Origin of the sequence: Bacillus sp. FF-1, assembly GCF_028548245.1 — a bacterium.
GTDB lineage: Bacteria > Bacillota > Bacilli > Bacillales > Bacillaceae_G > Bacillus_A > Bacillus_A paranthracis.
This window is the reverse complement of record NZ_JAQQGG010000009.1, coordinates 156678-181894: the sequence shown is the minus strand read 5'-3', so window position 1 is coordinate 181894 and position 25217 is coordinate 156678. Positions and strand designations below refer to the sequence as shown.

The following is a 25217-nucleotide window of genomic DNA, read 5'->3' as shown; positions in this document are numbered from 1 at the left end:
TGTATCTCAATATTTTATAAAATCTAGCAGGATTTTACTAGGAATATTTGTATACACTATTGTTAAATACTCCACTAAAGGGAATGAGGATTATGCGCGAATGGGGCTTGTCAGAAGAGCTCAAAATACAAACAAAGCAAATGATTGAAATTGCTGAAAAAGAACTATCGATTATGAGGAGCGCAATCGATAAAGAAGACGAATGTATTTTATGCAAAATGGAAGATATTCATCATATGTTAGCAAATGTACAAACATTGGCAGCTACATACTATATTCAAGCATATTTATCACCTTATACGGAAAGTTCATCTTTTATTACGACAGCTATCCAACATTTAAGCGCCCGAAAACATGGCGCTCTTATCGTTGTGGAACGAAACGAGACGCTTGAAGCTTTCATTCAAACTGGAACGACATTAAACGCTCATTTAACCGCACCATTACTCGAATCAATATTTTATCCAGGTAACCCTCTTCATGATGGAGCCGTTCTCGTTAAAAATAATCATATTGTCTCAGCTGCCAATATTCTTCCGCTCACGAAAAGCACAGAAGTTGATCCTGAACTAGGAACACGTCACAGAGCTGCAATTGGCTTATCAGAAAAAAGCGATGCCCTTATTTTAGTTGTCTCTGAAGAAACGGGCCGCACTTCCTTTGCTTTAAACGGGACTTTATATACAATTTCTCTATAAAGTAAAATTACATCGGCCGTAACACCATATATCAATAAAAAAGGCTGTTCCAAAATGTAGGAACAGCCCTCTCTTACGATCTTATTCTTCGCCGAAACGTTCAACAAGCGTTGCAAGTGTACGTACCATTGCACCTGTTGCTCCAGCTGGACCTAAATCATGCGCTCCTGATGATTCAGATGTTCCAGCGATGTCTAAGTGTACCCAAGGTGTATCTTCAGCAAATTCACCCAGGAATGTACCAGCCATAACCGCATGTCCTTCGCGGCCTGGTGAGTTATTTAAATCAGCAAACTTACTGTTTCTCACGCGTTCTTTATCACGATCAAAAATCGGTAATTGCCAAATTGATTCATCTGTTTCCATAGATGCTTCTAGCACTTGCTCAAACAACTCTTCATTGTTTGTCATTGCACCTGTCGTATGATTTCCAAGTGCAACAATTACACCACCTGTTAATGTCGCAACATCAATTAAATAGTTTGCACCTAATTTTTTCGCATACGTAATACCGTCAGCTAATGCTAAGCGACCTTCTGCATCTGTATTTAATACTTCAATTGTTTTTCCGCTCATAGATGTGATTACATCGTCTGGCTTAAATGCGGTACCACTTACAACGTTATCTGTTGATGGAATAACAGCGATCACATTTTGCTCTGGGCGAAGTTCACCGATAATTTCCATCGCACCTAATACAGCAGCTGCACCGCCCATATCACCTTTCATACCGACCATACCTTCACGTGGTTTTAAAGAATAACCGCCTGTATCGTATGTGATTCCTTTTCCAACGAATCCAATAACATCTGTCCACTCTTCTTTTCCTTTATAAATAAGAGCGATCATTTTTGGTGGCTCTACACTACCTTGGTTTACTGCAAGTAACGCACCCATACCAAGCTCTTCCATCTCTTCTTTCTCAAGAACTTTATAATCCATATCATACTTCTCAGCTAACTCAACAGCATACTCAGCAAGCTTCGTCGCTGTTAATACGTTTGGCGGCATATTTACAAGTGTACGAGCTGAATTTGTTGCACGTCCATGTACGTAGCCAACTGTTAATGCCGCTTCAATTTCCTGTGCATCTTCCGCTGTAATAGCCGTAAACTTCTCTAACTCTACACGATCCTTTTTATCTGATTTATACGTTTGTAACTCATATGTACCAAGGCCTTGTACTTCTGCCGCAATATGAGCGACATCAATCGCGTCTAATTTCTCTGTTACGAAAGAATCAAGTAAGATTGCTGCATCTTGTACTTTTGCTGCTTGCAGTGTTTTAAACGTCTTACCAAGAGCCGAACGTAATGTTTCTGTCGTATAAGATTCTTTCTTGCCTAAACCAACGAAATAATAACGTTTCACTTCTGTTTTTCCTAAACTATGTACTTTTGAAATAGCTTTCTTCTTCGTAGAAAGTTCTTTCTCTTCTAATAAAACTTGTAATTGTCCTTCAAACGCTTTGTCCAGTTCTTGTACAAAGCTACTCGTTTCCTCTTCTTCAAATAAGGCAACAATCACCGCTTCATGGCTTGCTAATTCTTTTTGTACTTGGAACATGTTCAGACCCCCTAAATTTCTCTACTCTATCTTTATTATAACTTTATTTTCGATAAAATGCGACAATTCTAACTTCTGTTATACCCTATATAAAATAAAAAAAGTCTAGCGTACTTACCACTAGACTATCTTTGTTTTAAATATTGACCACGAAACACTTGCATCGTCTCATCCTGGTTTAACATCGTTAACTCTTCTTCTGAAAACTTACCATTTCCTATCTTAACTACATATACATTTACTTTTTTCTTACCCCATTGGCTATAAACATCTTTCACTGTATCATAGTACAAATCAAGACGGTTTCCTTTTATTGCACCGCCCTTATCAGCTACTACACCATACCCATAACCTGGTACGAATAAGATTGTTCCAATTGGGAATACGCGTAAGTCCGCTGCAATTGTGGAATATAAATCCCGTTTCGCCTTAACACCTGAATATGTAATACCATACTCCGGATGTCCCGGCCTCTTACCAGTTGACTCAATTCCCGACGTATAACCTGTTGCAGTCATTTCAATTGAACGATATTTAGACCAGTCGTTTGCCTGCTCTAAAGCATTTATCACTTCTTTACTCGGAGCAACATTTCTTTTAACTTCTGCTGCATGTACTTCTTTTGCACTCGTTCCCTCATATTTCTTTACAATCTCTAATAAAGAAACTCCTGTGAAAGCATTCCATGTTACGCATAATGCAATTGCAAGTAAACAAGTCATCATAATGCGAATACAATATCGTTTTAACATTTTTATATGCCACACTCCTTCATCGTTAATCATTCCCTATACGATGAAAGAATATGCAAAAAAATAATCTCCAATTGCATTGGAGATTAAAACATTTGATATCCGCTTTTCCGAAGTTTCTTAATAACGATTCCCGCTAAAGCAGCACCAATCAATCCAGTAGATAAAATAAACACATCTGCTTGTCCTAAATGCGATACACTTGTCCCAAATGAAGAGAATGTTTCTTTTGGCTTTGAAAAATAATCCCACATACTCGCCTTATTAATAATAAGCATACAAACAATCGGATATACAATAACCATTACCCATGTCGCTCGCAATATCATGTTGAGTAAAAATCCAATTCCAAAAAACAAAATGAAAAATAACATCATTGAAATAAGTAATACCGGTATACTCACTCTTTCTCCCTCTCCTTCGTATGTGCCGTAAATACGTGATAGGCTGTATAACCAAACTGCTCTCCTGGATTTAATGTTTTGTCCATTTCAAGATGTAATTCTGATTGTCTTTCTAACAAATATGTAATAAGTACAGACGTATTTGGATCGTCCGCAATCGTATCTGGATGTAGAAACGCTACTTCAGACAATTCCTTCTCCTGTACAATAATCTCTTCCCCTTCAGGCTCCAAAAGGAAAATAATCATATTATCACTAATCTCATTGCGAATTACGCCCGATCTAACACCAATGATCCCCTTTACATGAGCGACAATACCTGTCTCTTCTAACACTTCACGTTTCACAGCTTCATCAACGGTCTCACCTTCATTTACAAAACCAGCCGGTAAAGACCATTTCCCCTTTAACCCACTGTATTTCTTCTTAACGAATAACCACCTGCCATCTTTTGTAGCTACTAGGCCACTGACAGCTAACCATACTTTTCCTCGCTTCTCCATGATGTCATACCCTCCTCTATTAGAACGGACAGAATATTCTTTCTTTTTTATATATTATACTATATTTTTTAAATGAAAAAAGCAGAAACAGCTCTTAGCCGTTTCTGCTTTTTCTACTATATATTAAAAGAACTTTAATTTACCTTTTTTAAGAACTAATAAAGGTCCACCTAATAAGAATAGGTAACGGTTATCGATCACTTTCTTCATGAAGGAAGCTTTCCAACCTGTTAACTTTTTGCCCATAACAACGCCCATTGCATCGTCATGACCTAAAGAACATACAGATCCTTTATTATCGAATACGAATTTCTTCATTTCGCCTTTACCACGAACTAACACAGTTAAGTTGTGCGCAATGTTGTAACCTTGTTGAATTGCGATTTGTGCTGTTGGTGGGTATGGACGGTTAATTTCTTCGTTAATGATTAACGCTGCGTCACCAACCATGAATACATCTTCGTATCCTGGAGCGTGCATGTACTCATCAACTTTTACACGTCCGCGCATTGCTTCAAAGCCAGACTCTTCCACAATACCGTTACCACGAACACCTGCAGCCCAAACTACTGTTTCAGACTTAATTAATTCAGTATCATCACCGTTCGCAACGATAATACCTTCTTCAGTTGCTTCTTTAATTGCTGTACCGATGCGGAATTCTACACCTTTTTTCTCAAGTTGTTTCACAGCGTATTCTACTAATGCTGGATCGAAACCTGGAAGTGCTGTTGGAGCAGCTTCTACACAGATAATACGTGCTTTTTCACGTGGTACATTGTACTGTTTGCAAAGTTCAGGAACACGGTTTGCAAGCTCACCTACGTACTCGATACCAGTAAATCCAGCACCACCAACAACGATTGTTACTAACTCATCGCGCTTTTCATCTGCATATTTAGCGAAGCTAGCTTCCATATGCTCACGAATTTGACGAGTTGCATTAATGTTAGCGATTGAGAATGCATGCTCTTTTAATCCTGTAATTCCGAATGTTTCTGATTCGAAACCAAGACCGATTACTAAGTAGTCATATTCTAACTCGCCGTCTTTTAAGATAATGCGTTTTTCAGCTGCTTTAATTTCTACTACTGTATCTTGTACAAAGTTCACTTTATTTGTATCAATAACGTCTTGAATATCTAGACAGATTTTTTCATCTTGTAATGTACCAGCTGCGCTCTCGTGTAACCAAGTCGCTTGGTAGTGATAGCTGTTGTTGTTTACTAACGTAATTTCAGCTTCATTTACAGATAATGCTTTTTGCAGACGAACAGTCGTAATCATCCCGCCATAACCTGCACCTAAAACTACGATTTTTGGAGTCTTCACCAAATCACAACCCTTTTCTTTATATAATAGTAATGAAAAATAATACCAAGTACTAAAAACTCTATTTGTCAAGAATGTGGAATTTATCACATTCTATATCATAACAAAACACAGTCAAAAAATCGTACGAATTTTGTCATAGAAATTTAACATAATACTTCCCTATATTAGTCGGTTTTATTCCAGAATTCAAGCGTCTGGAGAATTATCAATATTTTAAAATAACATAGCGTTTTCAAGGGTTTTTCAGCCTTTTTTTCATGTATTTTCCTTTCTGTATATTTTATACAATGTAAAAAACATCTATGCGAAAACTTACACACAATTCAGTCGTTTTCAGAAGTATTATGCACTCAAATATGCTATCATTTATTTGAAAGTATCATCATTTGCAGGATTTTCGTGTACATATGAACAATATATGAAATCAATATCAAAATTCCATCTATAGGGGGAATGAAAGTGGCAGAAAATCAAAAAGTTTACGACATAACAATTATTGGTGGTGGGCCAACAGGACTATTCACAGCATTTTATGGTGGTATGAGACAAGCAAGTGTAAAAATTATTGAAAGCTTACCTCAGCTTGGAGGACAATTATCCGCGCTCTATCCTGAAAAATACATTTATGATGTAGCCGGATTCCCGAAAGTGCGCGCACAAGAATTAGTTGATAACTTAAAAGAGCAAATGAAGAAATTTGATCCAACCGTTTGTTTAGAAGAAGCTGTTGATACGCTTGAGAAACAAGCTGACGGTATATTTAAACTTGTTACGAATAAGCAAACTCACTATTCTAAATCAGTAATTATTACTGCTGGCAATGGTGCTTTCCAACCACGCCGCTTAGAATTAGAAGGAACAGCAAAGTATGAAAAGAAAAACTTACATTATTTCGTTGATGATATGAATAAATTTGCTGGTAAGCGCGTCGTAGTATTTGGCGGCGGCGATTCAGCTGTTGACTGGACAATGATGTTAGAGCCGATCGCTGACAAAGTTACAATTGTTCATCGTCGTGATAAATTCCGTGCGCATGAACATAGCGTAGAAAGCTTAATGAACTCTCGTGCAGAAGTAAGCACACCATACGTTCCAGTAGAACTCATTGGTGATGACAAAATTGAACAAGTCGTTCTTCAGCATGTAAAAACGGAAGAAAAAATTATCATCGATGTTGATGATGTAATCGTAAACTACGGCTTCGTTTCTTCTCTTGGCCCAATTAAAAACTGGGGCTTAGATATACAAAAAAACAGCATTCTCGTGAACTCGAAAATGGAAACAAATATTCCTGGTATTTACGCTGCTGGTGACATTTGTACATATGAAGGAAAAGTAAAACTCATTGCTTGCGGCTTCGGTGAAGCACCAACTGCCGTAAACAATGCGAAAGCTTACTTCGATCCAAACGCAAAACTTCAACCGATGCACAGCTCAAGTATGTTTTAATATAGAAATGAAAAGAACTCCCTTTATGCGAAGGAGTTCTTTTTTTATTACGCTATCGTCCCCTTCCAAAATATGTTACAATAAATAAGAACAAACGTTCTATTCAATAAGGGGGATATTTAAAAATGAAAGAACCTACTATCGTAAAAAAAGAAGCTTTCCAAGCAATCGGTGTTTCGGTTACGACGACAAATAAAATAGAGGCATCTACTGAAGGAAAAATTCCAGGGCTTTGGAACCAATACTTTCAAGAACAAATGATGCATCACATTCCAAATCAACAAACGAAAGAAACATTCGCTTTCTATTCAAATTACGAATCAGATGAAACGGGTACATATAAATACACAATTGGCATGCCTGTTTCTTCATTAGAAGACGTTCCTGCAAATATGACAACTTTAACAATACCTGCCGCTACGTATGCGGTATTTACAACGAGAAAGGGACCAATTGCTGAAGTCGTTTGCGAGGCTTGGGAATATATTTGGAAATGGTCAAAGGAAAACAAACGTGCTTTTACAACAGACTTTGAGCTTTATGATGAAAGAGCGTTAGATCCAACTAACGTACAATTAGATATTTATATTGCATTAGCCTAAACGACAAAAAAGAAGATACCAAATGGTATCTTCTTTTTTGTCGTTAAATAGCCACTGTGCAAATCCAACATAATTGTCTACAATGAGAAAGTGCAGTATAGAAATATTAGAAACTGTATAAAGTGAAACTATACTCACCAATCGGACGTTTACGGGCAGTTAGTCTCCCACCTAACTTCTTTGCTCGAGCCAAATTTTGAGGTGGGAGTTTTACTGCCCGTTAACGCGGGATAAAGTGATTGTTAACAAGTTTTTTAGTTTAAATTTGTCGCATAGAAAGGAAGCAATATGGAGGAACTACAACAAAATAAATCTGCTTTAGAAGGAAGCGGAAAACCGTTATTAAAAAATACGAATTTCCTTTTTCTTTGGGCAGCTACTCTTTTTTCAAGTTTCGCTTTAGCCTTTTTTACTTTTTCACAAACGTGGTACATAGCAAAAACATTAAACCTTGAGGCATCACTCGGTGTGGTTTTCGTAGCTCTTAGTGTTCCAAGGCTTATTTTTATGATTATCGGCGGCGCTGTAGCTGATAAATTCCCGAAAAAAAACATTATGTTTTATTCTAATATTGTTCGTGCTATTCTCGTCGCAACTATCCTTACATGGTTTATCGTAGGTGATGTAACACTATATACATTTGCTTTATTCGCTTTATTCTTTGGACTTGCTGATGCTTTTTTCTGGTCGGCTGATGGATCTATCTTGCCTGAACTTGTCGAAAAAAGCCGTTTAACACAAGCAAACTCACTTACACAAATGACGAACCAAGCATCGGTCATCTTAGGCCCTGTACTTGGCGGCATTCTTATTAAATTTACGAACTATGAAACGATTTTCTCGATTACAATTTTATTACTCATTGTCGCAGCCATACTCGTTCAAAAAATACAATTTACGATGCCAGAGCAGCAAAATACAGACAAAAGCATGTTCACTTCTATTAAAGAAGGAATTTTATATGTAAAGGAATCACCGTTTCTTTCAACTTTCCTTATTTGTAGCGCCTTTCTAAACTTATTTTTAATCGGTCCGATGCAAGTCGGTTTCCCGCTTTTCATTAAAAATGTTCTACACGGTGACTCGCTTCAATTCAGTTACTTAGAAGCATCTGTAGGAGGCGGAATGGCAATAGGCGCAGTCATTGTCGGTTTAAAAAATATTAATCGTAGACGCGGTCTATTTTGCATTATCATGATGCTACTGTCTGGTGTCTTCTTCTTATCCATCAACTTTAGCACTGTACTATGGCAAGCATTATTAGCTGGCATGTTTTACGGTATTACAATCGCAATGGCTATCGTTCCGCTTATGGCGATGATTCAATCGACAGTAAAAGAAGAAATGATGGGACGCGTAATGAGTTTGCTTATGCTATCATCAATGGGCTTTATCCCGCTCTCTTATGCATTCACATCAATCGCGCTTGCAATAGGAATTCCAATCGTAACCGTTATGAAAAGTGGTGCAATCGCCGTTATCGTCTTCGTACTATTTGTAGCGATTCGTGTTCCAGTTGTAAGAAAGTTTGATTAACTACTTGGAGTCATGCATTTACGCATGGCTCCTTTTTAAACGGATCAAATAACGGTATCCCCTTACTTCTTCTCACAGCTGCCCCCCATTCTAATCCAATCTCTAAAAATAAATCTCGCACTGTACTATATAAAAGAGCCTTAACATTTTTACGGATTTCTCCGTATTTATACGCTCTCACAACACTTTTTACGCGCCAAATGAAATTTCCATACACTTCTTCATCAGCTAATATTTGCTCCAGTAAAACACCTTGCTCTAATAATCCGCTCTTTTTATAAGCAAGCTCCACCTTACTCCAAAATATATTAATCTTCTTCGGATTACTCGTCATCGGCAGAAGTGCATATATAAAAGGCTTCGGTATATCATGACGGCAATACGTCTCATCAAGCTCGTACGTTCCTTTTCTATTCTCTTTTATTTGTGGAATGTTTTTAGAAAGAATTGTTTCCCCCTCATATTTTTGCCCCATTCCACTACAGCCAGCTGCATCATTCTCACTTTCACATGCGGACAATTTCATACGGTCATCCATGCGGTCAATTGCAGATATAAGAAATACATATAAGTTCGCACTATACCCGCCGCGTTTATGTCTTTCTTTCGTTGCAACACGCTTTATAATTCCTAATTCCTCTAACTTTGCAATGGAGCGGCGTACTGTACGAATACTTTTTCCAACATTCGTCGCAATCGTCTCCATTAACGGACAAGCAACCCCCACTGTTTTTTGTTTCTCATTTACTGCATACTTCCCTAAAAAATGAATGATGGTAGCATCTGTTTTATTCAATTGAAATCGGTAGCATTTCAAAATTTGTTTTTGATATGTATTAAACTCTTCTTTACTTCGAAATTCACTATATGGTTTCATTAAGTTATATAAGCTTCCCATTTTTATCACCTCATTTATAAGTAAGAGGGAGGAAGGGGATTTGGCGTGCTATTTAATATTTTTTTAATGGAGATGAAAATATGATCGTAATTAGCGCTTGTTTAGGTGGTATCGCTTGTCGGTATGATGGAAATGACAATCTCGTTTCAAAAATAGGGGATTTGCTGCAACAAGAAGAGACACTCCTCATTTGCCCCGAAGTATTAGGAGGATTGCCAACGCCTCGTCCCTCAGCTGAAATTATTGGCGGGAATGGCGATGACGTTTTGGATGGAAAAGCGAAAGTGATGACAAAAGACGGTGAAGATGTCACGGAAGCTTTTGTAAATGGTGCTTATAAAGCATTAGAACAAATGAAAGATTTGCGCCCAGAATATATTATTTTAAAAGAACGCAGTCCCTCTTGTGGTAGTTCCACAATTTATACAGGAGAATTTAACGGGAATAAACAAACTGGTTACGGGGTAACAACTGCTTTATTCAAAAGACATGGATTTACAGTCATTTCAGAAGATGATTTTGAAAATATAAAAAGGAATTGACCCTGTTCGTCAATTCCTTTTTTCTTTCTTATTTTGCACCTAATTTTTCTTTCACTTTCGCAGGAAGCTCATCTTTCTTAACTTCTTCCCAAGCCGAAACACCTTTTTTATCTGAGTGGTATACGCGTAGGAATGCATCTTTACGTAAGTTTTTTTGAGCTGTGAATTCTAATTCTTTCTCTTTACCGTCTTTATCGAATCCTTTTAATTTATACTCAAAATATTTGTATGGCTCTCCGCTATCAGACTTCTCATTTTTTTCAATTCCATCAGCTGTGATTTGAACATAGTACTGATCTTTCCCCATACGGTTAATATCACAACCAACTAAAAGGCTTGCGAATACAACTAAAATACTAAACAGTGCAATATATCTTTTCATTTCCTTCACCTCATATGTTTTTTCTTATATTGTTATCTTAAAGCCCAAAGCTTAAAGAAGAAATTCAAAAACATGACATGAACATTACACTTTTGTAAGATAATAATTATTGCTTCACTTTAGAAACCGTCATGCCGTCACCAATTGGCATGAGTACAGATTCTAAATTTAGATGAGTTGCTACTACTTCATTATAAAAAGCCTTAAGGGAAATGAATGAATCATCTCCCTTAAGGCTTTTTATCCTCTATCTCTTTACTGCCAATTTTTTATGTACCTATTACCGCCAATAACGTCTTTCACGCCACTTTCGCCACTTATCACGTAATTTCCTTATACCGTTTATTACACCTTCTATTATGCATTCTATTATAATATCTATCACAAGGTATCTTATACATCTAAAAATAGGACCTATAACGTACTTCAATATAAATTCAAAAATATTTTCCAGCATATATCCCCTCTTTCTACCCTTCAATTATAACTGGAAAAAAGAAAACTTAAAGCTCAAATAACTGATAAAGAAATTAGAAGTCAATAGATGAAAAAGGATTTCTAAATGATGAAGTGAATATATATTTATTGTTCTCTAACTTTTGAACGAAAGTTTTTTTACATAAGTTTCATTCTGTCCTAATTTAAAGGTTTTGAGGGGAGAAATAATATGAATCCTATTTTATTAGATGTTCCGTTACAAATAGAAACAGATAGACTCATTCTTCGAGCGCCACTTCAAGCAGGTGAAGGGAATGTAGTACATAAAGCTATTAAAGATTCAATTCATGAATTAAAGCAATGGTTGTCTTTATTCCAGTCCATTCCTACTGTTGAAGAAACGGAAATTCTTCTGAGAAATGCCCATATAAATTTTTTGAACAGAGAAAGCTTTCGCTACCTTATCTACCATAAGAAGACGAATAATTTTATTGGAACAGCTAGCCTTCACCGAATTAATTGGAATGTTTCTAAATGTGAAATTGGATACTGGGTTAACACGCAATTTAGTGGCAGTGGATACATAACAGAAACAGTACGTGCGTTAACAAACCTTGGATTTCAGTTATTCAAATTTAGAAGGATTGAAATACGATGTGAATCTAATAACACGAAAAGTCGTGCGATTCCTGAAAAACTAGGCTTTGAACTTGAAGGGGTATTACGTAATGAAGATGTTTCAGCTGACGGCAAACAACTAACTGATACTTGCATCTATGCAAAGATAAATTAGTTTAAGATTTTAAAATTTGTTATACAAATATCTTAAGGCTCGTTTCTAAATTTAGAAGGCGGCTTTTTGATTTTTTACTGTAAAAGAAAAGACCTCCTTAACGATTGCACTCCATCGCTAAAAAGGTCTTTCTCTATTTCAACTAAAAACTTAGCACTCTTCTGGCTTACCAGCATTCGTCGCTGTACGGAAAGATGATCCACATCCGCATGATGCGATTGCGTTTGGATTATCAATTGTGAATCCGCCGCCAAGCATAGATTGTTTATAATCAATTTTTACTCCTTTAACAATCGGAGCACTTTCTTTATCGATAACAAATTCGACACCGAAAAACTCAAGAACTGTGTCGTCTTCTTTTGGTTCTACTTCAAATCCTAAGCCGTAAGAAAGACCACTACATCCGCCGCCGTGTACAGCAAGGCGCACGTACTTCTCTCCATCTTCAGCATCTTTTAACATATCTTTAATTTGAAAAGCTGCTTGTTCTGTTACTTCAATCATGAAATACACCATCCTTTCTGTTCTCGTTCTATTATACATCTTTACGCTTCTATCTTGTACTCATACACTCCGTGGCAAATTACTTCTGCTGGTCCTTTCATTAACACGTTGCCTTCTTCTGCCCATGCAATCATTAAATCGCCACCAGCTAAATGAACTGTAATTTCCTTACCACGTTCCATTTTTCCATTTAAAATAGAGGCTACAACTGCAGCGCACGCCCCTGTTCCGCAAGCTTGTGTTACACCAGATCCACGTTCCCAAACGCGGAAGTTCATCTCTTCCTCATTCAAAATCTCAATGAATTCAACATTTACTCGTTCTGGGAACATTTCATGTGTCTCAAGAACTGGTCCAAGTGTTGTAAGAGGTGCTTGTTCTACATCATCCACAAAAATAACTGCATGCGGATTTCCCATTGAAACAGCTGTAAATGCATAACGATGGTTATTGTATAAGAAGTTTTCACGAATAAATGGTGTTTCACCTTCGCCAAGCATCGGTATTTCTGCACGCGTTAAACGCGGTGCTCCCATATCAATTTTCGCTAACGTAACTTTCCCTTCTTCTACCGTTACTTCAGCCGTTACAATGCCAGCTAACGTTTCAATTGTGAAAACTGTATCTTCTACTAGTTTATGCTCATACGCATATTTCGCTACGCAGCGTAGACCGTTACCACAGCTCTTTCCTTCTGATCCATCATTATTAAACATGCGCATTTTCACCGGCGCTACGTCAGACGGACAAATTAAAATCATTCCATCTGCTCCAATACCAGTATTAATATTTGAAACCTTTTCCGCCACAAGAGCTAAATCTTCTTCAGGAATTTGTTCTTCAAACATATTTACATATATATAACTATTGCCAAGACCATGCATTTTTGTAAAAGAAAATTGGCTCATTTGTATTCACTCCAAAAATAATTTGTTATTTCAAGTATAAAATGCACGCTTTTAGAACACAATATGAATGTCCCCCGTTTCTCATATTTGACAACATTTGGCGATGAGCCATTCTTGCGCAAATTGTGTAAGAAAAAAGCCCTTCTAAAAAGGGCCTTTTTTATTTATATACAATATTATCCTCCCCTGCGAAATAAAATTTTATCTAATAGAAAAAGAAAAAGGTGCTGCCGATTGCAACACCTTAAAACATTGGATTTTCATCCAAATACTCATATACATTATTAACAAGTTCTTCTACTGTAGCCCCTTGTACCACTTCACCATTTACAAGTGCAAACGGTCCTTCAAAACAAATACCACAATATCCTAAACAACCATACTCCATTACATCTAAATTCGGATCTTTTTCTAATTTCTCTAAAGCGGCTTGTGAACCACTCGCAAGGTTACCTACACAAAATTCAATTAATGGTTTAATCAAAATTCTCCCCCCCTGTACTACAAAACAAATTACTTTCTGACTTCATCTATAAGAAAAAAACTAAGCTGTTTCTTGTTGTTTTCATTACACCTTCTAAACTATTTAGTTACTTCATTATTTCACTTCAAAATAGATGATTCCTTCTATATAACATGCTATTTACGATGAAATGGTAACTAAATAATGCAGATCGTTTACTCTACTTTTCTTCTTATTGTACAACAGAGTATTCATTCATGCATTGTTATTTGTTCACAAATTCGATATAATTTGATTGAGTAAAGTCAAAATATTTTATTAATATAAAATTTTATGATTAGGGGATATTTCAACAGAAAAGGGGTAATCCATCATGAAACACCTCGTAATATTAGGTGGCGGCTACGGTGGAATGAGAATTCTGCAACGGCTACTTCCAAGCAACCAACTTCCGGATGATGTACAAGTGACATTAATCGACAAAGTACCATATCATTGCTTCAAAACTGAATATTATGCATTAGTTGCGGGTACTATTTCAGAAACGCATATTCGTATACCGTTTCCTGAACACCCACGCCTCAATATTCAATACGGCACAGTAACAAATATTGATCTCAAAGAAAAAGCTGTTCATCTCGATGGCGGCGAAGCAATTCAATATGATGATTTAATTATTGGACTTGGCTGTGAGGATAAATATCATAACGTTCCTGGGGCGAAGGAATATACACATAGCCTACAATCGATTGAACAAACACGTAAGACATATGAACAATTAAATAGTCTAGAACCAAATGCAACAGTAGCAGTCGTTGGTGCTGGATTAAGTGGCGTTGAAGTTGCAAGTGAACTTCGCGAAAGTCGTTCTGATTTAAAAATCTACTTATTTGATCGAAAAGATAGAATTCTATTCCCATATCCAGAGAAATTAAGTAGATATGTAGAAGAATGGTTCGTAAAACATAAAGTTACTATTATACGAAACTCTAACATTACAAAAGTAGAGCCAAATATTGTGTACAACCACGATGAACCACTTGAATGTGATGCAATTGTCTGGACAGCTGGTATTCAAGCAAATGAAGTTGTTCGAAACCTTCCAGTTGAACAAGATGGTAGCGGACGGGTTGTTTTAACAAAATATCACAATATTCCAAATAACGAGCACGTATATGTTGTAGGAGATTGTGCAGCACTTCCACACGCACCATCTGCACAACTTGCTGAAGGTCAAGGGGAACAAATTGTCCAAATATTATTAAAACGTTGGAATAATGAACCACTTCCTGACGAACTACCTGTCATTAAATTAAAAGGTGTTCTCGGCTCTCTTGGTAAGAAGCACGGCTTTGGTTTGCTAGCAAACCAACCATTAATGGGACGTGTACCAAGGTTACTAAAATCCGGTATCCTCTGGATGTACAAATATCATAACGGTTAATACTTTACAGGCTGTCTCCTAATTAGGCAGCCTCTTATTCGTTAAAATATAATTATCAGACACATCTTTCTCAATATGAATCATGATTTATTTTTCATTTTTATATTAAAAACTACCAATAAACAGTGTATGCTATTGATAAGTTGTTTTATTTCCTTTAAGGCCGAATTCATTCGGTCTTATTTTTTGTGTTGTAAATACTTTTACAGGAGGCATTTCATTTCACTTATGAACGTAACGAAACTAAATGATCGAATAGAAGCGAAGAAGAAAGAATTGATCTATCTCGTTGAAAAGTACGGATTCACTCATCATAAAGTAATTTCTTTCAGCCAAGAATTAGATCGTTTACTTAACTTATTAATAGAAATCAAGACGAAGAAAAAACGTTGCTCTTTATAACCGTTACCTTCTCTTTTTTGATACGATAGAACTAGAATCAGAAAGGAGCCATCTATGTTTATATTAAAAGACGTTACATATAAAGATATACTGCACATTCCTTATTTACAGATTCAAAAAGAAAAAATCACATGTATTATCGGCGAGAGTGGGAGCGGAAAAAGCACATTGCTCCGTATGTTAAATGATCTACAATCTCCAACATCTGGAACAATTGAATATAACGGAAAGCTAATTTCTGATTATCCCCCTATTCAATTACGACGTGACGTAGTCATGCTTGGGCAAACGCCACCTATTTTCGATGGAACCATTAAAGACAATCTATTAATGGGACTTCGTCTTTCTGAAAAGCCATTTCCAAATGATGCTGCCTTGCGAAGTGCATTAACGACTGTTAGCTTGGAAAAAAATTTAGAAGACAACGCTGATTCATTATCAGGTGGCGAAAAACAACGACTTGCTTTTGCACGTATCGTACTTATGGATCCACCTGTTTATTTATTAGATGAACCAACTTCGGCGTTAGATAGCGATACAGAACGACGCGTTATGAAGCAATTCACTATGCTAGCAAAAGAAAAGAAAAAAACAGTCATCTTCATCACACACTCACAACAGCTTCCAGAAGAAATTGCAGACGATATTATTGAGATTAGTAAAGCAAACGGTGCAACTAGAAAGGAAGTGCTCTCAGTTGAAGGGCGTGATTGAACTCCAAATTTGGCAACTTGCCGCTGCATATATTTTCATTCTTATTTTAATTGGGCTTGTGAAGTTAAAAGGAATACCTCGCGAAAAACAAATCGCGCTCGCAACGTTCCGTATGACGATTCAGCTCGTACTCGTTGCATATGTCCTTACATACGTATTTGAAAATAGTAATCCATTTTATACAATTGCTCTTATTACTTCTATTACTACCTTTGCAATTTTTAATATTTATAAACGAGTGAATATCCCAATGTCTAAAGAATTAAAACGAGTAGCCGCCCTTTCCATGGTAGCCGGATCAATTGGGCCACTTCTACTATTTATCTTTGTTATTATCGGACATGATCCGTGGTACGCCCCGCAATATATCGTTCCGATTACCGGAATGTTAGTTGGGAATGCAATGACAGGTGTTTCTCTCGGTGCAAATACGTTCTTAAACAATATGAAATCGCAAAGAGGTCAAATCGAGGGGGCACTTATGCTCGGCGCCACACCGAAAGAAGCCGCTGCTCCGCTCATACGCGACGCTTTTGACTCCGCTATTTTACCAACGATCAATTCTATGGTCGGAATGGGGATTATAAGCTTACCGGGCATGATGACTGGTCAAATCTTATCTGGTGTATCACCATTTACAGCTATTCAATATCAAATCGCAATTATACTCGGTATTTCAGGAAGTACCGCTTTTGCGGTTATTATCTTCTTGCAGCTTGGATATAAAACTTTCTTTAATAAGAGGTGTCAGTTGAAGGAGATTGACTATGGCGGACGGTAATCTAGCTTTTTGCTCGGTAAATGATGCACCTTTCTCGGTGAGTGAAATTATATCGACGATTTTTCGAATATATGTATCATAACTCAAAATATATCAACGATTTTTGAAATATATCGACGATTCGACAAGGAATATCGACTTACCGACAAAAAATGACATAATAAAAAGAGGAGGCCTATACGCCTCCTCTTTTTATTTACTTACGCCTTCTTAACGAATTGTGATTTTAACTTCATAGCTCCGAAACCGTCGATTTTGCAATCAATATCGTGATCGCCATCAACTAGACGGATACTCTTTACTTTCGTACCGATCTTCACAACTGAAGAAGTTCCTTTTACTTTTAAATCTTTAATGACAGTAACAGCATCGCCGTCTTGAAGAACGTTTCCGTTCGCATCTTTTACAACTTTTGCACCATCATTATTTTCAGCTTCTGCTTCTTGGCCCCACTCATGAGCACATTCTGGACATACGAAAAGAACGCCATCCTCATACGTATATTCTGAATTACATTTTGGACAATTTGGTAAAGTAGCCATAAATTCATTTCCTCCGTTCATTATTTATACGTAAAAATCAAAATTGATGTTTACATCTCGATAAATAAAATTTGTATAGCATTTCTATATAGTGCCATAGTCTCACGTTATTGACAACCCTACCTCAAATTCTCATTTTTTATTGTATTTTACAAAATTTCAATTCGTATGGTGTTTCCAAGTAAAAAAGAAGAACCTTCACAAGATTCTCCTTTTCAAAATGAATGAGTTCTAACTAGAATACCCAACCATTTTCCTCAATGTGAAATTGATACTCTTCTAGCTCATCTTCACTTAACTTCTTATTATTCTCATATACTTCTTGCCATTCAAAATAGTCTTCACTAAAATAAACAGCAAATTTAATTTTCACGTTTTTCTTCTCTGTATAATCATAACCAGTAAATTCTACTACATCATAATCTTGTTCTTTCTTCACAAACTTCCAAGTTGGATTATCCGTCATAATCTCTAAAGTCACACCTTCACTACTTGAACGAACGACATTTTTAATATTCGGCTCAGTTGGTAAAAGGGAAAATCCAAACATAGCTCCACCAAATACTATCATCACTATAACCTGTAAACCAACCATACCAGCAAAACTAGCGCCACCCTTTGATTGTAAGTAATACGCCTTCTCATGATCTGGCATATCTTCTCCCTTATGTAATACACGAACAGCATGCTTATAATATAAACGGTTTCCTTGCCATCCAGTAAATATCATCGTTCCTAACTGAAGAACTAAACTAGATGTTAAATAAATCCCATCTGGAATATCTATAAAAGGAGTTACAACGATACTAGGTACCGCCAATAACGTAAGTATAATAAACAACTTATACATTTTACGATAAGCTAACCAAAAAGGTGGGAAGAAAAAGGCTACCCAATTCCACGTATTTCCTTGCGCTGGATTTTCTACTTTGCCCCACTTAAAGTCATAATACGCCGTATTCTTTTGAACGACTGTATGTAACTGTTGCGGAGAAATTGTTTCTTGTAAAACAGTGTCCTTCACGTACATCATCCTTTTCTTCTTTCTACATACATGTATTTTATAGAAAGAAAAAGAAGGAATCTAACAAAAAGTACATATATTTCATAAAAATGAACAGAAATCGAATATATTCCTACAATTTACCGTTTATTATTCCATTTTACTTTTAAATATATTAGAATACTTATGAATGATACGTTTAATACACTAAGTTAATTATTTTATATATTCACTAAAAAGGATGCATCAAAATCATTTTATACATCTTTTTTAGTGAATATATACTACTATTTTAAAACAAACATCTCGATTTAAGAGAACTCACAAATTAGCTTTCTACTATTTCAAACATATTTCCACTTACGCAACTAATGAATAATGCATTATTAACTTCCTCAATTGATACAATAAAATCTATTGCTACAACATTTTTAGGCAGTTTAATTATATCTTTTACCTCGCCACATGCAGCATCAAGTATTATCAATTCTAAATTTGAAGTTGCAATATAAATTTCTCGATCTTTATATAACAGAACCTCTGTAATATCATGTAGAGTCGTATTGTTCCAAATCACTTTACCTGTTTGAATATGAATACCACAAATTCTTCCTTCTCCTAAGGACAATACCATCATCTCTCCGATAAGAAATGGAGGCAATTCAATTTCAAAAGGCATATTTACTTCATATAACTTTTGAGCGCTCTTATGGTCATAACATTGTATTTGTTTACTTACCTCTTCATAATCATACTCAGTTCTTGTTAATAATATTTTTGATCCCTGTGATGCAATGTAAGAGTACTGTACCTCATCAAAGGCTTTTTCAAAAATTAAGTTACAACCTTCTTTTCCATATTCCCACTTTTGTAATGAATCTATTGCTACACATATAAAATGTTCATTAGTTAAAGTAACTGGTTCATTTGGATTACAATCTTCCATCATTTGTTTCCATCGTGTAGAAGCATCTAATAATTGAATGGCAATTGCAACGTTACTATATGCATCAACTTCCGCATCTTCATCCAAAGGATTCCCTGCTAACACATAGTAATCTGAGCCAAAATGGCATTGCAACTTCTCTCCTCCAACTCGGACATTCTTTTCCCATACTTTCACTCCACTTTCAAGCTCTAATAAAACATTGTAGCCTTCCTGTGTCATAACTAATAAACGTGGTAATTCTTCCTTCGTAGTTTTTACAACTTGTATAATATGCCCTTCTATTTCTAAATTCCATAGAAACTCCCCAGAACTTGATGAAATAGCGTACAATTTCGCAATATTTTCTCCAAATCTATTCGCATGCCAAATAATTGTGACATCATTCACAGTTATGCAATTACAATCTTCTACTAGTGGAAGATGACACTTCCAAACCTCTTCTTTCGTTTCACTATCGAGTTTACGAATTTCGTGGCTGTTTTCCTCCACATAAAAGATACTCTTCTCATTATGAGATAGTACCGGAGTAAATATCGGTTCAACCTCTACCCCCTTTAAATAATTCCAGTTTAATTCATACTTACCACTTGTAGAATGATATGTTCGGTACATAATTGCGTTATTTCTATTTACAAGTTCAGAAAGAAATGGCTCAATTTCTAAAATTCTATGATACGCATCTTTTATTCGGAAAGAATCAACTCCACTTATGTAAATCTGCTCTATCTCCTTTTTAAGAAACGAAAAGATTACTCGTAAAAATTGCTCGCTATCAACACTAGCTAACTTTTTTCCTCTCTGATTAATAATGAGAAAGTTCCCATCCTTCTTCTTAAACTCTACCTTTTTTTCATATCTATCTAAAAAAATCACAGCACCATCATCTTTAAAACATTCACCCCATGCGTCAAACAACTGACAAATCGGGTCGATTATGTCTGTTTTTTCTTGCAACACAATTCTATCATCTATACTAATTACTATTTCTCCGGCATTTTCTGTCGGCAGTTTATTTAGTTCGATTTGAAACTTTTTCATTATTTCCTCCCTCTATTGCTCGTTATTCAAACTAACTATAATATATGACATAAGATTCTTAAAACTATTATTTGAGGTGACCCAATATGAAGACTACAATTTGGACAGAAGATGATTATTTAAAACTAGCACCCATTAACGACGAACTAATCAAAAAAGCAGAAGAAGTACTGAACGTAAAGCTTCCGGAATCATACATAAACCTTCTAAAAGAACAAAATGGAGGAACACTGCGCCTTGATGCTCACCCTACTTCAGAGCCGAATTCTTGGGCAGACGATCACGTTAATGTTTCTGGCTTATATGGCATTTCTTTTGATGAAAATGAATCTAGTATTTTAGAGAGTCATTATTTAATTCAAGAATGGGAAATGCCTGAGAATCTCGTACTTTTATCTGGGGACGGACATACATGGATTGCATTAGACTATCGAAATGTAGCTGAAAATCCTCCAGTTATATTTATTGATAATGAAGTTGAGCAAATAATTGAATTAGCACCTAACTTTGAAAGTTTCTTACAAAACTTAACTACATATGAATATAACGAAGAGTAAACCTTATTCTAAAGCGGTACAAAATTCCATTGCAAATTTACATGCTGCTTTAAAACTGCTTGGATTTAAGAAAAAAAGACATACATTTTGCAAAGCTGAAAACGGATTTTATAAACTCATTAACATACAAAAAAGTCAATTTGGAGATGACTTCTATATACATATAGGAGTTCATCCTATCGGTCTCCCGCAGCTTATCACGGACCAATTACTAATTAAAGAAAACATCTCAATATTCGATTGCATTCTGCGAACGAGAATAGAGCCTATACATATGAAACAGAACCAGTTATTGCATAATGTTTCACATGAAACTATCGACATTCCGAATTATCTTTCTACTATTTTCGACTGGTTTCAAGTGTGGGCATCTTATGAGAATTTAGTAAAAATAAATATACATTCCGTTACTCCAGTACTAGCCGTCGTTCCAATATTACAGGAAAAAGCGTTTTTGCTTCTTACTTGTTTCTCTTTCTACAATTTAAAACAGTACGAGCAAGCTAATCACTACTTACAGCAATATTTGCAATGTGCTGTACATCTGAATACCGAGGAAAAAGAGCCCGTATTCTTTCACGAAGTTGACATGTATATGAAAAAACTAGTAGAAAACGCAATGTAACTTCACATTGTGCTTTCTGCTAGTGCTTTATCACACTTTTATATCCTTCTCCTACAACTCCCAAGTAATATTCATCTCTTTAAAAGATACTTTACTAACTTCTAACCCTTCACTATCATCCGTTCCAATCATTGCTACCTCATCTTTAGACAATATAATTTCCTCATTTTTACTTTGGATTTTTCTCTCATACACGATTTGTAAAAGCTCTATTTGTTCCTCTGTTAGCTCATACTCTTCTTCCAATCTTTCCATCGCTGATTCCTTATCAAGTAATGGCGTTTCTAATAAGAATCCGCCGTGCTCTTCCATCTCTTCAAATGAATCAATTGAATACGCACCGCTATCCTCAATCCAAAATGCAGTTGTAATAAAAGGAACTGTTTCACCTTCTACTTCTTCTAATACGTATTGAAGAGCTTCTTCTTTCGCAATATCTATCACTTCCGAAGGTGCTCCTTCAAAATAATTTGCCACATCAATCCACTCATCCATTCTCTCACTATTCACATCTTGAAGACATACGATCGTATAATCCGGATGAAACGTAATTGTCCCTCTTCCGCCTTGACTATCTTGCATACTATAGTTACATCCATCCCATGAACTTTCATGTAAAAAGTCCGGAGCATGCGCTACATTAATAGCATGAGCAATCGAATTTAAAACGCACCCTTTCCATAACTGTTCTCTATCTATATGTAATTTATATTTACTCATCGTCTTCCTCCACACACATATTTTTTCTATTATCTTTCCTCTACATAATACTTGTAAAGCCTTTCCCACCTACTACATAATACGAAAGACGCCCTTTCAAAAAGGCGTCTTTTTTACAGTTGAAAATTTACTAATAAATAAAATGAATTGTTTAATACATGAATTCCAATTGGAACGAGTAAATTGTTTGTTTTCTTATAGGTGTAGGCTAAACTTATGCCTATACCAAAAATATATAAAATACTCCCTACTGTAAGGGGATGCCCTAAAGTAAATATGAAAGCACTTATAACGGCACTACTAAGTGTAGAGAAGCGCTGAGATAATTTCATAAAAAACATACCTCGGAATACAAGCTCTTCCCAAATCGGCGCAAAAATCGTGAGTACAACTACATATAAAATGATTTCATTTTTAGTAGGCTCTATTACTATATTAGATTCCCCCACACGAAGCCCATGTGGTAAAACTAAATTTAATACTGCAAGATATATAAGCAGTACGATCATTGTCATTATTATTGTTACATAATGTTTTGAGTTATTGAATTGTATTGATTTTAGTAAATGCACACAGTAATTTCTTGCCGGTGCATACATTACAATAATCATACAAAACGTGAAGGGTGAAATGAGATGATTTACATACCACGGATATAATGAGAATTCATATAAAAAGTTCAAATAACCAATTCCGTACATTACCCCAAAAATAATTACGATCATACCGATTACTTCTAGCATACTCATTTGTACATTCTTTTCTTCATATGTAACTAATTCCGTGTCCACTATATCCCCTCCAGTATAATTAAACCTTTTAAACCATTATATACCAAATTAAACGTAAAAAAAGACAATACACTCAACTGTATTGTCCATTTTCTTCCCTACCATTTCTCTCTACACGTCTCAATTAAGTGCAGCAAATACCTCTTCGTCATATCTGCCCTTCTCCACCTTGAGAGCATTCTCTTTTCTTTTGGATTTTGCCGTATTCTCGCTACTTCTTTTAATAAAAGCTCCCACTCTTCCGCTGAATGTTCTAATAAGTATTGCAATCCTCTATCTTTTGAAACGATTGTTTTATGATCTAGTGTATATAAAATACGCCCCATCGTAACGACCGCTGATTCTACCCATTCTTCTATAAAGAATAAATATGGCTGCTTCGCCTTCCCACTCCAGTACTGTTCTACGTTGTATTTCATCGTATTTACTACATCATCCCACCTTATTTGGAACGAAAGGTCTTCTTTCGCTTTCCCGATCACTGTAATACCTTGATTTTTCAAAGTCCACCATGTGACTGCATTAATATCCCAATGTCCTATATTCGCCTTACCATCCGCACAATACACGTACTCATTCATTTCATCATTGTATTTCCCTAAGTCAGCAAGCGGAATATACATACCATCCATTCTTTTCCCTAACGTACTACCACTAAGTTTCTTATGCAGTTCTACCAGTTGCTGTTTTTCAGCTTCATTCACGGGATCACTTATTACCGTGACAAAATCAACATCACTCGTTTCTGCATGAAATGCACCGAGTGCGATGGATCCGTAAATATATACGCCAACTATTTTTTCATCTAAAAAAATTTCTTTTAACCCTACTATGTACTGCTCCATCAACTGCTCTACTTCTTTCGGTAACGCATGCTTTACTACATTCTCCACATCTATCCCTCCAATAAAAAAAGCCTTTGCAAATTCGCAAAGACTTCCTGCTTTATAAATATTTCTCGATTTCTTCGTAAACATCCTTCAAACGAGGATTTCCTTCTCCAACAATTTCTCCATTTACAAGAACGACTGGATAAAATAAATCTTCCTCCACTACGCGCTCTGCGAATGCTTTTTTATTTTCATCTTCTTGTTCTTCTTGAAAATCAATATACTCGAAATTAAATTTATTTTCTTGTCCTTCATATTTACGACCAATCGCCGCTTGTAACCACTCAAACGTTTCTGTTGAAGATGGCATTCCAACGCAGCTCGCACAAATTGCTTTCGTCCCATACACTTGCACATTAACCATTTCTTCTCCCCCACTTCTTGTTCTAACAGTATATTCAGATGCCTTAGCACATAAGCACATCATTTTACAAACTTATTCCATACCCCTATACTGAAAAAACACGTTGTAAACATGATAAAAAATTTCGGCAATAAAACAAGAACAGAAAAAATAGATTTTCCCCTCTATCTTGATTATAATAAAACTGATGAAAGGAGTCGATAAAAATGGAAAACCCACATATGCAAGAACAAGTACTAGAAGTATTAGATAAATTACGTCCATTCTTACTTCGCGATGGCGGAGACGTTGAGTTAGTAGACATTGAAGAAGGTATCGTAAAATTACGCCTTATGGGTGCATGCGGAAGCTGCCCAAGTTCTACAATCACACTAAAAGCTGGTATCGAGCGCGCGTTACTTGAAGAAGTACCAGGCGTTATCGAAGTAGAACAAGTATTTTAATTAAAAGCGGAAGCGGCTCGTTCAGAACAGGAGGTCATTGGAGCTCCTGACGAAGAGGCGCTTTTTGCCTCACAGGAAGGCGCGAAATGGCCGACTGTTCTAGCCGCTGGAGCTGGATATTATCTAGTGGCTCGTTCAGAATCACTTCCTAGAAAGAGACCCATTTGGGTCTCTTTTTTTA

At 36.1% G+C, this 25217-nt stretch carries 30 protein-coding genes and 1 pseudogene; 13 read left to right on the top strand and 18 right to left on the bottom strand.

Annotated elements, in window-relative coordinates; all coding sequences use genetic code 11:
* The first annotated feature begins 92 nt into the window (after window positions 1–92).
* Entirely contained in the window at window positions 93–698 is a 606-nt protein-coding gene (gene cdaS, locus PQF83_RS24290; protein ID WP_001209528.1) for a sporulation-specific diadenylate cyclase CdaS, read from the top strand.
* Window positions 699–779: 81 nt separating this feature from the next.
* Here cdaS and pepA read toward each other — a convergent pair whose 3' ends face one another.
* From pepA to PQF83_RS24265, 5 genes are all read right to left on the bottom strand, one after another.
* Complete coding sequence (gene pepA / locus PQF83_RS24285) at window positions 780–2264, bottom strand: cytosol aminopeptidase (RefSeq protein ID WP_000487970.1); 1485 nt, start codon at window positions 2262–2264, stop codon at window positions 780–782.
* Window positions 2265–2389: 125 nt separating this feature from the next.
* Window positions 2390–3016 carry a 3D domain-containing protein gene (locus tag PQF83_RS24280; protein WP_000920101.1) on the bottom strand — a complete coding sequence of 209 codons (627 nt, stop codon included), beginning with the start codon at window positions 3014–3016 and terminating at the stop codon, window positions 2390–2392.
* Window positions 3017–3102: 86 nt separating this feature from the next.
* Complete coding sequence (locus PQF83_RS24275; RefSeq protein ID WP_000027014.1) at window positions 3103–3420, bottom strand: YuiB family protein; 318 nt, start codon at window positions 3418–3420, stop codon at window positions 3103–3105.
* Complete coding sequence (locus tag PQF83_RS24270; RefSeq protein WP_000415311.1) at window positions 3417–3923, bottom strand: NUDIX hydrolase; 507 nt, start codon at window positions 3921–3923, stop codon at window positions 3417–3419. The genes PQF83_RS24275 and PQF83_RS24270 overlap by 4 nt, the downstream gene beginning before the upstream one ends.
* Window positions 3924–4046: 123 nt before the next feature.
* Window positions 4047–5255 (bottom strand): NAD(P)/FAD-dependent oxidoreductase, encoded by a 1209-nt coding sequence (locus tag PQF83_RS24265; RefSeq protein ID WP_000856615.1) that lies wholly within the window; start codon window positions 5253–5255, stop codon window positions 4047–4049.
* Window positions 5256–5717: 462 nt separating this feature from the next.
* Between PQF83_RS24265 and PQF83_RS24260 the strand changes: the two genes are divergently transcribed.
* The 3 genes from PQF83_RS24260 to PQF83_RS24250 all read left to right on the top strand — a co-directional run bounded on the left by PQF83_RS24260 (window position 5718) and on the right by PQF83_RS24250 (window position 8845).
* Window positions 5718–6707 carry an NAD(P)/FAD-dependent oxidoreductase gene (locus tag PQF83_RS24260; RefSeq protein WP_000829779.1) on the top strand — a complete coding sequence of 330 codons (990 nt, stop codon included), beginning with the start codon at window positions 5718–5720 and terminating at the stop codon, window positions 6705–6707.
* Between the two features lie 125 nt (window positions 6708–6832).
* Entirely contained in the window at window positions 6833–7309 is a 477-nt protein-coding gene (locus PQF83_RS24255; protein WP_000662718.1) for a GyrI-like domain-containing protein, read from the top strand.
* Window positions 7310–7597: 288 nt separating this feature from the next.
* Entirely contained in the window at window positions 7598–8845 is a 1248-nt protein-coding gene (locus PQF83_RS24250) for an MFS transporter (protein WP_000391922.1), read from the top strand.
* A gap of 10 nt (window positions 8846–8855) precedes the next feature.
* Here PQF83_RS24250 and PQF83_RS24245 read toward each other — a convergent pair whose 3' ends face one another.
* Window positions 8856–9743 (bottom strand): helix-turn-helix domain-containing protein, encoded by an 888-nt coding sequence (locus PQF83_RS24245; protein WP_000535242.1) that lies wholly within the window; start codon window positions 9741–9743, stop codon window positions 8856–8858.
* A gap of 80 nt (window positions 9744–9823) precedes the next feature.
* Between PQF83_RS24245 and PQF83_RS24240 the strand changes: the two genes are divergently transcribed.
* Entirely contained in the window at window positions 9824–10285 is a 462-nt protein-coding gene (locus PQF83_RS24240) for a DUF523 domain-containing protein (RefSeq protein ID WP_000635515.1), read from the top strand.
* A gap of 28 nt (window positions 10286–10313) precedes the next feature.
* Here PQF83_RS24240 and PQF83_RS24235 read toward each other — a convergent pair whose 3' ends face one another.
* Window positions 10314–10667 carry a YxeA family protein gene (locus PQF83_RS24235; protein WP_000833137.1) on the bottom strand — a complete coding sequence of 118 codons (354 nt, stop codon included), beginning with the start codon at window positions 10665–10667 and terminating at the stop codon, window positions 10314–10316.
* Between the two features lie 106 nt (window positions 10668–10773).
* Window positions 10774–10863, bottom strand: a pseudogene (locus PQF83_RS28525) (methyltransferase); the annotation flags it as partial.
* Between the two features lie 471 nt (window positions 10864–11334).
* Between PQF83_RS28525 and PQF83_RS24230 the strand changes: the two are divergent.
* A complete protein-coding gene (locus PQF83_RS24230; protein WP_001068205.1) occupies window positions 11335–11898 on the top strand; it encodes a GNAT family N-acetyltransferase in 564 nt (187 codons plus the stop codon).
* Between the two features lie 150 nt (window positions 11899–12048).
* On the opposite strand, the gene PQF83_RS24225 is transcribed toward PQF83_RS24230, so the two are convergent.
* The 3 genes from PQF83_RS24225 to PQF83_RS24215 form a co-directional block, all read right to left on the bottom strand.
* Window positions 12049–12402 carry a HesB/IscA family protein gene (locus PQF83_RS24225; RefSeq protein ID WP_000573822.1) on the bottom strand — a complete coding sequence of 118 codons (354 nt, stop codon included), beginning with the start codon at window positions 12400–12402 and terminating at the stop codon, window positions 12049–12051.
* Window positions 12403–12443: 41 nt separating this feature from the next.
* Window positions 12444–13310, bottom strand: coding sequence for a diaminopimelate epimerase (gene dapF / locus PQF83_RS24220; protein WP_000077383.1), 867 nt, complete (start codon window positions 13308–13310; stop codon window positions 12444–12446).
* Window positions 13311–13554: 244 nt separating this feature from the next.
* Entirely contained in the window at window positions 13555–13794 is a 240-nt protein-coding gene (locus PQF83_RS24215; protein ID WP_000595026.1) for a YuzB family protein, read from the bottom strand.
* 352 nt (window positions 13795–14146) lie between these two features.
* Here PQF83_RS24215 and PQF83_RS24210 point away from each other — a divergent pair, with 352 nt between their 5' ends.
* The 4 genes from PQF83_RS24210 to PQF83_RS24195 all read left to right on the top strand — a co-directional run bounded on the left by PQF83_RS24210 (window position 14147) and on the right by PQF83_RS24195 (window position 17114).
* Window positions 14147–15217 carry an NAD(P)/FAD-dependent oxidoreductase gene (locus PQF83_RS24210; protein ID WP_000682081.1) on the top strand — a complete coding sequence of 357 codons (1071 nt, stop codon included), beginning with the start codon at window positions 14147–14149 and terminating at the stop codon, window positions 15215–15217.
* Between the two features lie 228 nt (window positions 15218–15445).
* The gene (locus tag PQF83_RS24205; RefSeq protein ID WP_001103328.1) at window positions 15446–15619 is read left to right on the top strand and encodes an aspartyl-phosphate phosphatase Spo0E family protein; all 174 of its coding nucleotides are present in this window, start codon (window positions 15446–15448) and stop codon (window positions 15617–15619) included.
* Between the two features lie 54 nt (window positions 15620–15673).
* Window positions 15674–16333 carry an ABC transporter ATP-binding protein gene (locus PQF83_RS24200; protein ID WP_000470273.1) on the top strand — a complete coding sequence of 220 codons (660 nt, stop codon included), beginning with the start codon at window positions 15674–15676 and terminating at the stop codon, window positions 16331–16333.
* Window positions 16317–17114, top strand: coding sequence for an ABC transporter permease (locus tag PQF83_RS24195; RefSeq protein ID WP_000679255.1), 798 nt, complete (start codon window positions 16317–16319; stop codon window positions 17112–17114). Before PQF83_RS24200 ends, PQF83_RS24195 begins: the two co-directional genes overlap by 17 nt.
* Before the next feature lie 200 nt (window positions 17115–17314).
* Here PQF83_RS24195 and phnA read toward each other — a convergent pair whose 3' ends face one another.
* From phnA to PQF83_RS24180, 3 genes are all read right to left on the bottom strand, one after another.
* A complete protein-coding gene (gene phnA / locus PQF83_RS24190) occupies window positions 17315–17656 on the bottom strand; it encodes an alkylphosphonate utilization operon protein PhnA (RefSeq protein WP_000212737.1) in 342 nt (113 codons plus the stop codon).
* Between the two features lie 235 nt (window positions 17657–17891).
* Complete coding sequence (locus tag PQF83_RS24185; RefSeq protein ID WP_000289369.1) at window positions 17892–18686, bottom strand: DUF2628 domain-containing protein; 795 nt, start codon at window positions 18684–18686, stop codon at window positions 17892–17894.
* A 301-nt stretch (window positions 18687–18987) separates the two neighbouring features.
* The gene (locus PQF83_RS24180; protein WP_000714462.1) at window positions 18988–20646 is read right to left on the bottom strand and encodes an outer membrane protein assembly factor BamB family protein; all 1659 of its coding nucleotides are present in this window, start codon (window positions 20644–20646) and stop codon (window positions 18988–18990) included.
* Between the two features lie 86 nt (window positions 20647–20732).
* Here PQF83_RS24180 and PQF83_RS24175 point away from each other — a divergent pair, with 86 nt between their 5' ends.
* Entirely contained in the window at window positions 20733–21203 is a 471-nt protein-coding gene (locus PQF83_RS24175) for an SMI1/KNR4 family protein (protein WP_002163484.1), read from the top strand.
* Window positions 21184–21828: a DUF4304 domain-containing protein gene (locus PQF83_RS24170; protein ID WP_001027837.1), complete on the top strand. Its 645-nt coding sequence runs from the start codon at window positions 21184–21186 to the stop codon at window positions 21826–21828. Before PQF83_RS24175 ends, PQF83_RS24170 begins: the two co-directional genes overlap by 20 nt.
* 51 nt (window positions 21829–21879) lie before the next feature.
* On the opposite strand, the gene PQF83_RS24165 is transcribed toward PQF83_RS24170, so the two are convergent.
* From PQF83_RS24165 to PQF83_RS24150, 4 genes are all read right to left on the bottom strand, one after another.
* The gene (locus tag PQF83_RS24165) at window positions 21880–22548 is read right to left on the bottom strand and encodes a hypothetical protein (RefSeq protein ID WP_000049698.1); all 669 of its coding nucleotides are present in this window, start codon (window positions 22546–22548) and stop codon (window positions 21880–21882) included.
* A 113-nt stretch (window positions 22549–22661) separates the two neighbouring features.
* The gene (locus PQF83_RS24160; protein WP_000379266.1) at window positions 22662–23339 is read right to left on the bottom strand and encodes a CPBP family intramembrane glutamic endopeptidase; all 678 of its coding nucleotides are present in this window, start codon (window positions 23337–23339) and stop codon (window positions 22662–22664) included.
* Window positions 23340–23437: 98 nt separating this feature from the next.
* A complete protein-coding gene (locus PQF83_RS24155) occupies window positions 23438–24232 on the bottom strand; it encodes a nucleotidyltransferase domain-containing protein (protein ID WP_002163482.1) in 795 nt (264 codons plus the stop codon).
* Window positions 24233–24284: 52 nt separating this feature from the next.
* On the bottom strand, window positions 24285–24593 hold the full coding sequence (locus PQF83_RS24150; RefSeq protein ID WP_000248585.1) for a YuzD family protein: 309 nt from the start codon (window positions 24591–24593) through the stop codon (window positions 24285–24287).
* A gap of 206 nt (window positions 24594–24799) precedes the next feature.
* Here PQF83_RS24150 and PQF83_RS24145 point away from each other — a divergent pair, with 206 nt between their 5' ends.
* Window positions 24800–25036, top strand: a complete 237-nt coding sequence (locus PQF83_RS24145) for a NifU family protein (protein WP_000431159.1) — start codon at window positions 24800–24802, stop codon at window positions 25034–25036.
* Window positions 25037–25217: the final 181 nt, after the last annotated feature.